This window comes from Terriglobales bacterium, from assembly GCA_035624455.1.
Lineage (GTDB): Bacteria > Acidobacteriota > Terriglobia > Terriglobales > Acidobacteriaceae > DASPRM01.
Genome location: DASPRM010000102.1, coordinates 58,904 through 69,566 on the forward strand (window position 1 = coordinate 58,904; position 10,663 = coordinate 69,566).

11 protein-coding genes are annotated in these 10,663 nt (G+C 57.7%); 5 read left to right on the forward strand and 6 right to left on the reverse strand.

All coding sequences use genetic code 11. The features are described 5' to 3' along the window. The first annotated feature begins 166 nt into the window (after nt 1–166). The 3 genes from VEG30_11355 (at nt 167) to eutC (ending at nt 3,386) form a co-directional block, all read left to right on the forward strand. On the forward strand, nt 167–1,054 hold the full coding sequence (locus VEG30_11355; GenBank protein ID HXZ80519.1) for a FecR domain-containing protein: 888 nt from the start codon (nt 167–169) through the stop codon (nt 1,052–1,054). Nucleotides 1,055–1,184: 130 nt separating this feature from the next. Next, nucleotides 1,185–2,582, forward strand: a complete 1,398-nt coding sequence (locus tag VEG30_11360) for an ethanolamine ammonia-lyase subunit EutB (protein ID HXZ80520.1) — start codon at nt 1,185–1,187, stop codon at nt 2,580–2,582. Then, nucleotides 2,583–3,386 carry an ethanolamine ammonia-lyase subunit EutC gene (eutC, locus tag VEG30_11365; protein ID HXZ80521.1) on the forward strand — a complete coding sequence of 268 codons (804 nt, stop codon included), beginning with the start codon at nt 2,583–2,585 and terminating at the stop codon, nt 3,384–3,386. 60 nt (nt 3,387–3,446) lie between these two features. Here eutC and VEG30_11370 read toward each other — a convergent pair whose 3' ends face one another. The 5 genes from VEG30_11370 to VEG30_11390 form a co-directional block, all read right to left on the reverse strand. Next, a complete protein-coding gene (locus VEG30_11370) occupies nt 3,447–3,719 on the reverse strand; it encodes a CDGSH iron-sulfur domain-containing protein (protein ID HXZ80522.1) in 273 nt (90 codons plus the stop codon). A gap of 210 nt (nt 3,720–3,929) precedes the next feature. Beyond that, nucleotides 3,930–4,313, reverse strand: a complete 384-nt coding sequence (locus tag VEG30_11375; GenBank protein HXZ80523.1) for a tautomerase family protein — start codon at nt 4,311–4,313, stop codon at nt 3,930–3,932. 113 nt (nt 4,314–4,426) lie between these two features. Further along, nucleotides 4,427–4,921: a hypothetical protein gene (locus VEG30_11380; protein ID HXZ80524.1), complete on the reverse strand. Its 495-nt coding sequence runs from the start codon at nt 4,919–4,921 to the stop codon at nt 4,427–4,429. Nucleotides 4,922–5,056: 135 nt separating this feature from the next. Further along, entirely contained in the window at nt 5,057–6,454 is a 1,398-nt protein-coding gene (locus VEG30_11385; GenBank protein ID HXZ80525.1) for a sigma-54 dependent transcriptional regulator, read from the reverse strand. Between the two features lie 126 nt (nt 6,455–6,580). Beyond that, the gene (locus tag VEG30_11390) at nt 6,581–7,795 is read right to left on the reverse strand and encodes an ATP-binding protein (protein HXZ80526.1); all 1,215 of its coding nucleotides are present in this window, start codon (nt 7,793–7,795) and stop codon (nt 6,581–6,583) included. Nucleotides 7,796–8,150: 355 nt separating this feature from the next. Between VEG30_11390 and VEG30_11395 the strand changes: the two genes are divergently transcribed. Further along, nucleotides 8,151–9,419 (forward strand): metallophosphoesterase, encoded by a 1,269-nt coding sequence (locus VEG30_11395; GenBank protein ID HXZ80527.1) that lies wholly within the window; start codon nt 8,151–8,153, stop codon nt 9,417–9,419. Nucleotides 9,420–9,703: 284 nt separating this feature from the next. On the opposite strand, the gene VEG30_11400 is transcribed toward VEG30_11395, so the two are convergent. Further along, on the reverse strand, nt 9,704–10,024 hold the full coding sequence (locus tag VEG30_11400) for a hypothetical protein (GenBank protein HXZ80528.1): 321 nt from the start codon (nt 10,022–10,024) through the stop codon (nt 9,704–9,706). On the opposite strand from VEG30_11400, the gene VEG30_11405 reads away from it, so the two are divergent. Next, a partial coding sequence (locus tag VEG30_11405; GenBank protein ID HXZ80529.1) for a hypothetical protein occupies nt 10,023–10,663 on the forward strand: 641 nt, incomplete at its 3' end. The genes VEG30_11400 and VEG30_11405 overlap by 2 nt on opposite strands.

Consider the following 10,663-nt stretch of genomic DNA (forward strand, 5'->3'; position numbering starts at 1 on the left):
GCCTCCTCAACGCTGCATCTAATTGGTTAGAGGTGATCAAAAAGCTATGAAGCGGCCATGGTTTGGAGCCTTTGCAAGCTTCTTCCTGGCAGCTCTTCTGACTGTGCCAGCATTTGGTGCAATCCCAGGGCGTCCAGGAACTCTGAATTACACAGAGGGTAAGACTTTGATCGGCACAGAAACCCTCGACGCGAAAGCCGTCGGCTCGACCCAACTGGAGCCTGGGCAGGTACTGAGCACGGAAAACGGGAAAGCAGAAGTCCTGCTGACCCCAGGGGTGTTCCTGAGACTGGGCGACAACAGCTCCGTGAAGATGATCTCTCCCAGTCTGACTAATACCAGGGTGGAACTCGAGAAAGGGCACGCCGAAGTAGAGGTGGCCGAGATTCACAATGAAAACGATCTCCAGGTGACGGAAGACAACGTCACCGCTCAGTTGCTGAAGAAAGGTGTTTACGATTTCAACGCCGATCAGGCACAGATTCGTGTTTTTGATGGCCAGGCCAAGGTTAGCGAGGACGGCAAGCAGATCGACGTCAAAGGCGGACACGAACTCGATCTGAATGCGGGTGGATCCCTAAAGGCAAAGAAGTTCGACAAGAAGGAATATGCCAGCGAAGATGATCTGTATCGCTGGAGCAGCTTGCGCTCCTCCTATCTGGCTGAGGCTAACGTTCAGTTAGCGCCAAGCTATGCGACTACGGGATTTGTCTCCGGCTGGTACTGGGACCCGTGGTTTGGTGGTTACACATTTATCCCTGGCAGCGGACTCCTTTATAGCCCATTCGGGTGGGGCTTCTACTCGCCCTGGGCAGTCTATGGCGCACCCTACGGCTACTTCGGATATTACGGCCCTTACTACCGCTATCACTATTACCGGCCAGGCCCGTACTACGGACACGATCATCGGGTAGTGGTTCCGCCGGCAGCTGGCTTCCATCCACCAGCAGGTAACTTCCATCCGCCGGCGCCACACGCTCCGGCTCCGCACGTTTCGGCTGGATTTAGCGGCGGATTCCACGGTGGCGTGGGCGGGTTCCACAGCTCACGATAAATTGCGCAAGGATTGGTGAAGCGAGGGGCGCGCCGGCGCCCCTTCTTTACACTATCGACGCACGGGAAGCTGCGCTATCTTCCGTGTGCGGCGGTTTGATGCTACTGTCATCAGCCACCAGCCGGTCGGCATGTCACCAACTCACAGCTTCGTCTTCTCCGATCTCCGCGAGCTCTTCGCGAAAGCCAATGAGGAGAAGTCAGGAGATCAGCTTGCCGGTCTCGCCGCCAATTCGGAACGCGAGCGGGTCGCCGCCAAGCGCAAGCTGGCCGATCTGACCCTGGCCGAGATCGTGAATCAACCTCTGATCGATCCCGACAAAGATGATGTGAGCCGCCTGATTCTCGAGACCTACGATCGCGCGGCATTCCAGGCAATCCGCAGCATGACTGTCGGCGAGCTGCGCGAGTACATCCTCGATGACGCAACCGCAGAAGCCGACCTTCACCGCCTCCAATGGGTCCTGATTCCTGAAATTGCCGCCGCCTTGGCCAAAATCATGAGCAACAAAGATCTCGTTCTGGCCGCGGCCAGGATTCGCAATGTCACGCGCTGCCGCAATACCATGGGCGGGCGCGGCGTACTGGGAATCCGTATTCAGCCGAACCATCCGGCGGATGATCTGGGCGGAATTCTGCTCACCACCTTTGAAGGACTGCTCTACGGATGCGGCGATGCTGTAATCGGCGTGAATCCGGCCACCGATTCGGTGGAAGTCGTTTCCTCCATTCTGAATGCTTTGCTTCGGTTAGTGGACTCATACCGCGTGCCCACTCAAACCTGCTGTCTCGCTCACATCACAACTCAGATGGCAGCCCTTGAGCGCGGAACCCCCATCGATCTCCTCTTTCAATCGATCGCCGGGACGGAGGCAGCGAACCGCAGCTTTGGAGTCAGCCTCGAGATCCTCCGCGAAGGCCGGGAGGCGGCTCTGGAGCATCATCAAAAACGCAATGTACCCTGGAAAGGAACCAATGTGATGTATTTTGAAACCGGCCAGGGCAGCGCACTTTCTTCCAGCTCGCATCACGGCGTGGATCAATTGACGCTTGAGGCCCGCGCGTACGGCCTGGCACGCGTGTTTGAGCCCTTCCTCGTTAACAGTGTCGTCGGCTTCATTGGTCCCGAATACCTGTACGACGAGCGCCAGATCACTCGCGCGGGGCTTGAAGATCATTTCATGGGCAAACTGCTGGGGCTGCCCATGGGATGCGACGTCTGCTATACGAACCATGCCGCCGCCGACCAGAACTCCGCGGACAACCTGCTCATGCTGCTCGCCGCAGCCGGCTGCAACTATTTCATGGGTGTCCCCTGTTCCGATGATGTGATGTTGAACTACCAATCCACCAGCTACCACGACGCGCTAGCGGTCAGGCGGCTGTTCGACCTGCGTCCTGCTCCGGAGTTCCTGGCATGGCTTCAAGCGATGGGCATCTATCGGGATCGCGATCCCGCGCTGCTCGATGCATCAGCCCGCCGGCAGTTGATGCATGGATTGGAATCGTCGCTGGAGAAAATTGTCTGAATGGCGGAGAAACCCGACCCCAAACCGGGACAGCTCGCGGGAAATTCGCCCCGCGATGGCAATGAGATCTGGCCAGAGCTTATCCGCCGAATTCGTGATCGCACCCCTGCCCGGATTCTCTCGGGCCGTGCCGGAGCGGCGTATCGCACTGCGACTCAGATGGAATTGCGCGAGGCGCATGCTGCCGCCCGCGACGCCGTCGAAGCCGAACTTGATCTGAACCGCGATCTGGGCAGGGATTTTATAGAGCGATGGAAGCTGTTTGAAGTTTCGACGCACGCCACGTCGAAGCAGGAATACCTGCTCCGCCCGGACTTGGGGCGAGGGCTCAGCAATTCGGCGCGCGAACTCGTCCGCAGTCGCTGCCAGTCGGGCAAACAATTTCAAATCATAGTCGGCGATGGTTTGTCAGTCACCGCCGTCTCTGCCCAGGTACCAGGCCTTTTGCCGCGTGTGCAGGAGGGCGCAAGAGAACGCGGCTGGACGGTGGGGCAGCCGTTCGTTGTCCGCCATTGCCGGGTTGGAATTCTGAACGTAGTGGGAGAGATACTGTCACCGGAAGTCGCAGTGCTGCTGATCGGCGAGCGGCCGGGGCTGGCCACTGCTGAAAGCCTCTCTGCTTATCTCGCCTACCGTCCTCGGCACGACCACACGGACGCTGATCGAAACCTGATCTCCAACCTTCACTCTCGTGGCATCGGCCCGGAGGAGGCTGCCCGCCGCATCCTGGACTTGGCCGCTCAGATGATGCAGAAGCAAATCAGCGGCTTTCAGCTGAAGGAACAGTTAGCGATCAGCAGCTAGCAATCTTGTGAGAACTGCAATGCCTGCCCCAGGTCCCACGCATTTCGAGACCTGGGTAGCCTAGACTTTGGGAACACCTGGGTCTGATTGTGCGTCCGCTGTCTTCACCGCCAGCTCAGCACCTTGGAACCCAGTCTTGGAGTGAGTGCCGTCGCAAAACGGTTTAGTTACCGACCCGCCGCAACGGCAGAGCGAAAACGCCAACTTACCTTCCTTCAACTTGGTGCTTAGGTCAAAGGCATTTCCGTTGGCGTCAACCAACTCGATCGCACCCTCGGGAGCTTCCACCCGGTAGGGACCATTCATTCTTACGGTTATCTTCACATCAGCCATTAGCGTCGCGTCGCCTCCAGTAGTAGTTCATCATCCCACAGCGCATTGGCTGTGCACAAATCTCGCAAACATGAATGACAGGTACACAATCGCAACCGGCCGCCAAACCTCTTCTCTCGCCTGGTTCGCAATAATGACTGCAATACCCCACTCAGCCCCGTCCTGCCGAGGGGAACCAGGCGCCTTCAGGCTTCGTCCCTGCAGCCGCCCTTACTTCGTGTACTGCGCCTCGCCGTTGCCGAAGGACCAGTTCTCCTTCACGACCTCGACGAGATTAATAAACACATTCTCTTTGCGAATTCCGGGATTCTCCGCGAGCAACTCGGCGATCCGGCGATAAAGCGCGCGTTTCTGATCCACAGTTCGCCCAATGTTCAGCGAGATCTGTATGAAGACCACGCCGTCGGTTCGTGCGATGTCCAAAAAGCTGGGATCATAAACTAGATCCTCCTTGGCGTGCTCAGTGATCACCTGAAAATGATCTGGAGCCGGAACATTGATGGTCTCGACCATCGCCCGATGAACCGCTTCGCCGACGGCGGTCCGGAATTCTTTCGTCTTCCCCTGCATCAGGGAGATTCGCACCAAGGGCACGCTGCACCTCCGCTCGCTGAGCTGGTTGCTGGATGATGGATGAGCCCCATTCAGCGAAGATTCAGCTTTAACATGACCCGGTGCGTCGGTCTTTGGGATTCCGGTTCTTCCCTCTAGCCTCTTCCTCTTGGGTCGAGTCTGTTTTTCAGCTTCTCGGCTAATTCGCAAACCGCGGACAGCCGTTGCTGTCCTTCCGCGGACAGCCCGGTGCTCTTCAGCGCTACTTGTGCTGCTAGCAAAAGGCCGGTCAGATCGCTGGCTAGTTGACTGTGCAGCTCGGCGGTTGCGTGCCTGCTCGCCGCCTCATGTTCCTGTTTACGGCGCCGCAGTGCAGCTCGGACTTCCTCAACCATCCGTTCCGTTCCGCGGATCGCGAGATTGATGAACACCGGCGCGGCAGGACCCAGATTCTCGAGGAGCAGCTCAGCCGAATCGGATTGAGCCTCCACCACCGATTCATCGATTACTACGGCAGCGAATTCCTGCTCCCGTAAAATCGGAATTGCTGCTCGCAGCGACGTTTGTAAGAGAGTTTTTTCACGCGTAGCTGCTTCTACCGCAGCTGCGCACTCATGACTGCGTGCGAAAGATGAGATGAAGAGAATCATGCTCTGCAGTAATGCACGTTCTTCGCCATTTGTTCGCCTTTTGCAATAGCATGATTATCAGCGACTTGCGCAATCGGAGATGCGCTTAGAGGGCATCCCGATCTCCCGTTCGGGAAAACAGTCTGCCCTCCGGCATCAGATTTGGGAATATTCCTTCAGCTTGCGGTAAAGCGTCGTCTTGCCAATTCCCAACATCTTGGCAGCCAGCAGTTTGTCACCGTTGAGCTGCTCAATGGCAGTGAGAATCGCGTCCCGTTCCATGTCGGCAAGCGGGACGATTTTCGGTCCGGCGGTTGGCTGGGCTATTGCATGCGCCTGCGCATCCTGAATGAAGGTTGGCAAATCATGCAGACTTAGGGTAGCTCCGGAGCTGATCGCCCAGGCTCGCTCAATCGAGTTTTCCAGTTCGCGCACATTTCCCGGCCAATCGTAGTTTAGAAATGCCTGCAAAGCGTCTTCGCTAAAAGTACGTTTACTGCCGGTGGAGCGTGCCAGGCGGTCCATGAAGTGCTCAACCAATAAAGGAATATCCTGCTTTCGCTGCCGCAACGGAGGAATCCGAATCGTCAGCACGTTCAGCCGGAAATACAAATCGCGGCGGAATCCGCCTTCGGCCACCGCTGTTTCCAGGTCGCGATTGGTGGCGGCCAGAATTCGCACGTCAATGGGAATACGCTTGGTGCTTCCCACCGGTCGGATTTCCTTCTCCTGAATCGCGCGCAATAGCTTTGCCTGCAGATCCACCGGTAGCTCACCGATCTCATCAAGAAATACGGTTCCGCCATTGGCGATGGCGAGCAGTCCATCCTTGGAGCGCACGGCTCCGGTAAATGCCCCACGAACGTAGCCGAACAGCTCGCTCTCGATCAGCGTCGGCACCAGCGAGCCGCAGTCCACTGGAATAAACGGCTGGTCATGATGAGGTCCGCTGAAATGAATAGAGCGCGCCACCAGTTCCTTGCCAGTGCCGCTTTCCCCAATGATCAGTACCGGGTGTACCGTCTGCGCAGCCTTGGCGATAATTCGATAAATCCGTTCCATCTCCAGTGACTTGCCGACCAGGCAACCAAAACCCTGTTTGGAGCGGAGGCTGTCGCGCAGGGCTCGCTTTTCCGCTGTCATCTTCAGATCGTCGACCGCCCGCTGCAGCATCATGCGCAACTCATCGAGATTGAAAGGCTTGGTGATGTAGTCGAACGCACCCATCTTCATGGCCTGTACCGCTGATTGGACAGTGGCGTATCCCGTGATGATGATGACCGCCGCCTCCGGACGCCGACTGCGGATCTCACGCAGTACTTCCAGTCCGCTGGCGCCGGGGAGCTTCAGGTCAAGCAAGATAATGTCGACACTCTCTGTCCCCATGACCTTGTAAGCCTGATCGGCACAATCTGCGGTAAATGTGTTAAAGCCAGTAAGCCGACAGGCCTCCTTGCAGCCGTCGCGGACAGAGCGCTCGTCGTCAATAATAAGAACGTTCAGCAAATGGGCTCCTGGAATTTCCCGGGTCGGCGGATTGAATAAAACAGCCATATGATTCCTCCTTTACGTTACGCAGCCTGAGGTCCGTCGTAAGCAGCGTTATGGCCGCCGCGGGCTCTTCGACATCTAATTGCAGAGATCGATTGATCGTGCCAACTGCCTCGATCCCCTACTGGGTTAACTCGCTTCCGTCTCTGGTGTCAGCAGGGACGCGCTGTCCTTATCGGTGATCAGCGGCAGAAATACTTCTACTCGGGTTCCCTCCCCTGGCGCGCTCAGGAGGCGGACCGTTCCGCCACTCTGCCGTGCGATCATGCGCACCGTGTAGAGGCCCAGACCTGTTCCATTGCCATTGGTTTTGGTGGTAAAAAACGGCTCAAACACGTGACTCTGGGTAGCCGCATCCATCCCAACGCCGTTATCAGATACAGCCAGCCTGACGTAGGATCCTGGCTTCAGACCGAATGGCGGAGCGCTTTTAGTATCCAGGAGCAGCTCCGACATCTGGATCTCGATCCGCCCTCCTCGGGGCATGGCATCTCGCGCATTCAACATCAGGTTAAGAATTACTTGTTGCAGTTGTCCGGGATTGATCCAGACGTGCGACGGCGCGGCCTGAACCGAGGCCACCAGCTCATTTTGCTCTCCAATCAGCCGTTGCAGGAGCACCCGACTCTCGGCCAGTACGTCGTTCAGGCAGACCACCTCAGGCTGCGCGGCCTTGTGGCGAACAAAATCCAGAAGCTGTCTTCCCAGAATTGTCCCTTTCTCTGCCGCCGAGCGGACCGCTTCCGCTTGCCTGCGCGACCAACTGCCCGACGCCAGTTCGGTCAAAAGCAGATCTGCATGCAGCGTGATTGCTGTCAGAATGTTGTTGAAATCGTGAGCAACGCCACTCACCACCAGGCCCAGGGCTTCTTTCTTCTGCGATTCCAGCAGTTGCTCCTCCAGTCGCCGCTGCCCACTGATGTCGCGTAGCACATGGATCGCGAGCACCCGCTCTCCGACTTTCACCTCCGTGCGCGAGCTTTCAAGTCTGAAGTCACCGTTGCTCCTTGAAGCGCTGGCGCTGGCGCAGGACGACTTTTTGGGGGGACTCTCGCTGCGCGGCCAACAAGCGCACCCTCGCGAAGAATCGATAGTAACTGCCTCTACCGGCTTCCCTATCATTGTGCGTGCGCTCTCATAGCCCGCAAGATGCGCATAACAGAGATTGGCGTAGGCAATACGGCCATCCACCTCCAGCATCATGGCGTGAGGTTGGGCATCGAGAGCGGCCAGCAGGAGTTGTCGCCCGCTCAGTTCACCGAAATCTGGCGATTGGCCCGAATCGGCACTGGATTCGGGCGCGACAAAGACGTCATCTTGGGCCCGGATTGGCACAATAGCCATGAACCACCGTCCCATTCCCGGACAAATTAGCCCAAAATGGGCAACATCGTCGGCGGCATTAAACACGCCTCCCTGTGACCTTTGAACTACCAATTTGTGACCAGCGCAAACCGATTTTTGCCTGCTGCCTGACTTGCCGCCCACTGCATATTCAGGAAGCTGTGGTCTGATTGCCACCGATGCTGCATCCAACTAAGCACCGCCCTCGTAGTTTCAATCTGAGACGGTAGCTAGGCTGCGTGGGCGGCCACCACAAATCGCGACCCTGCTAATCAGCGACGACTTGTTTCCGTCTTCATGTGGGAGTGTGGCATCAGCGGTGGGCAGAACTTGATGATTTCACAAGGAGTTGGGATTGGGACCTAAGTGGGGAGCGCTGCAAGCGCTCATTCTGCTGCTTGTACTCGTGCTGCTCTTGTCGGCGCAGCTCTTCTGGTTTCGCTCGGCTTGGCGGGCTCTGAAGCGGATTGGGTCGCCTAAGTGGATTCTGCTCCTACGGACGCTGGTCGTGGCAGCCCTCTTATGGCTGATTGTAGTCCTAGCTGACCGGCTCTTCCTGCATTTCCTTCCCAGATCGGGACCCACCCGCTGGATCATGACCCTGGCACAACTTTGGCTAGTCCCCTCGTTCTTTGCCTTCCTCCTGGTCAAGCTGGTCCATGGCATCGAATGGATATGGGACCGGGGGGCACAACTGTTCCGGCGGACACCACCGGCCTCGCCAACCATAGCTCAGAACACGGCGGTAGACCTCGGGCGACGATCGTTTTTTCGCTACGCGGCCGCGGCAGCAGGCGCGGCTCCGCTGCTGGCAGCGCTCTACGGCTTCGCCCGCGAACGGCTGCAATTCACCGTACACCGCGTAGAGGTTCCAGTCGCGAACCTGCCGCCGGCTCTGGACGGCTTTCGCATCGTGCAACTCAGCGACATCCACGTTGGTTCCTTCATGCCTCCCGAGCAGATTCGCCGCGCCGTGGACATGGCCAATGGCCTGGGCGCCCAGGTCGCCGTAGTGACCGGCGATTTTCTGACTGGCGCCGGCGACCCGCTGGACGACTGTATCGCCGAGTTGAGCCGCCTGCAGTCGCCTCTCGGCACCTGGGGCTGCAACGGCAATCATGAAATCTATGCCGACGCGGAGGAAACCGCTCAGCAGCTCTTCCAAAAATATGGTATGAGGCTCTTACGCCAGGAGAACGCGCCACTTCGCTGGAATGGACAAGAGATCAATCTCGTTGGCGTCGACTACCAGCGAGAGCGCTTTCGCAGTGGCGCACACGCGCCCATGCTCAGCGCGATCGAGCCTTTGATTCGCCGCGATGTCCCCAACCTGTTGCTTTCACACAATCCCAATAGTTTCTATCGCGCCGCAGAATTGGGAATTGAGCTCAGCTTGGCGGGACACACGCATGGTGGTCAGGTGCAGGTGGAAATTGTCGACCACCGCTGGAATCCGGCGCGCTTTATTACAAAGTTCATTGCCGGTTTGTATTCGCTGCCCCTGAACGGGACTGCTCGACGTTCATTCCTATACGTGAATCGCGGATTGGGCACGATCGGCGTCCCCGCGCGATTGGGGGTTGATCCGGAGGTCACACTGCTGACGCTGAGGACGCAAGGCTGAATGGCACTCTGGAGATCGGCTGGTGCCCCAGGTTCGCGCTGCGGGTGGCCCACCCTCTAGCCCTTCTGTTGGGCGTAAGGGTGGGTGAAATGGAAGCGGCTGGTGCCCCAGGTTCGCGCCCTGCTTTTCGGCGCTAATCTGGGTGGAGAGATTCTCGCATTCCCGAGCTTTATTGCGTTAGCTCTTGGTGCTGATATGGACGGGTTGCCCACTCAAGCCTTCATTGGCTTGAGTGGGGCAATTCTTTTGCTGCGCAGAGTCTGAGTCAGCTGAAACTTGTGCGCTTACCGCCTGAAATATGGCGGGGCAACATATCCGCGGTAGACGTAAGCCCTCGGGCACCAGCGTCCGCGATAGTAGTAGCCTGGAACCGGACCGACATATGCTGGAACAAACCCATACGGACGCGGATAGGAAACAATCGGATACGGGCGCGGCGACACTACCACATACGCAGGACGCGGAGGCACTACAACGTATCCAGGACGGGGTACCACCGGGCCTACATGAACGCCGACAAAAACCTGTGCCCTGGCCTTCGAAGGCGCCGCCAGCGCCATCACTGCCATCAGGCCAAGCATCGCTAATATCGCTCGCTTTGCCATGTTCTACAGCCTCCTGCTCACTAACTACTCACCAATGGGAACCCGCCGCTGGCGGAAAAGTTCTGGCGAGAGCTATGCCTACGATGCGATAGGCAATCTCACTAGCAAGACCGACCGCAAGGGCCAAACGATCAACTACGTCTATGACGCGCTGAATCGGCTCACCCACAAGGGCTATCCCGATTCAACTGGCGTGGATTACGTTTACGACCTGGTAGGCAAGATTAAGCAGGTCACCGATCCCACCGGCACCTATGGATTCGCTTATGACAATATGGGACGGTTGATCGGCACCACGACGCAGTATTCCTTCCTGCCCGGCACGAACTTCACCAACTCGTACGCCTACGACAAGGCTTCCAACCGGACTTCTTTCACCGCGCCTGATGGAAGCACGAACTCGTATCAATACGATTCGTTGAACCGCTTGAACAGTTTGACAAACTCATGGGCGGGTCAGTTCACGCTAGGCTACGATGCGCTCAGCCGCAGGACCGGACTCACGCGTCCCAACGGCATCAGCACGAGCTACAGCTACGACTCTCTGTCGCGTCTACTGGCGGTTCTGCACCAGGCAGGCGTCACAACGATTGATGGCGCAAGTTATCAGTACGATCCTGCCGGGAACCGCACCAGCAA

Coding starts and splice junctions, on each gene's coding strand:
- VEG30_11400 (HXZ80528.1), bottom strand. CDS start 10,024: ATGGCAAAGCGAGCGATATTAGCGATGCTTGGCCTGATGGCAGTGATG.
- VEG30_11360 (HXZ80520.1), top strand. CDS start 1,185: ATGTCACCAACTCACAGCTTCGTCTTCTCCGATCTCCGCGAGCTCTTC.
- VEG30_11385 (HXZ80525.1), bottom strand. CDS start 6,454: ATGGCTGTTTTATTCAATCCGCCGACCCGGGAAATTCCAGGAGCCCAT.
- VEG30_11380 (HXZ80524.1), bottom strand. CDS start 4,921: ATGATTCTCTTCATCTCATCTTTCGCACGCAGTCATGAGTGCGCAGCT.
- VEG30_11370 (HXZ80522.1), bottom strand. CDS start 3,719: ATGGCTGATGTGAAGATAACCGTAAGAATGAATGGTCCCTACCGGGTG.
- VEG30_11390 (HXZ80526.1), bottom strand. CDS start 7,795: ATGGCTATTGTGCCAATCCGGGCCCAAGATGACGTCTTTGTCGCGCCC.
- eutC (HXZ80521.1), top strand. CDS start 2,583: ATGGCGGAGAAACCCGACCCCAAACCGGGACAGCTCGCGGGAAATTCG.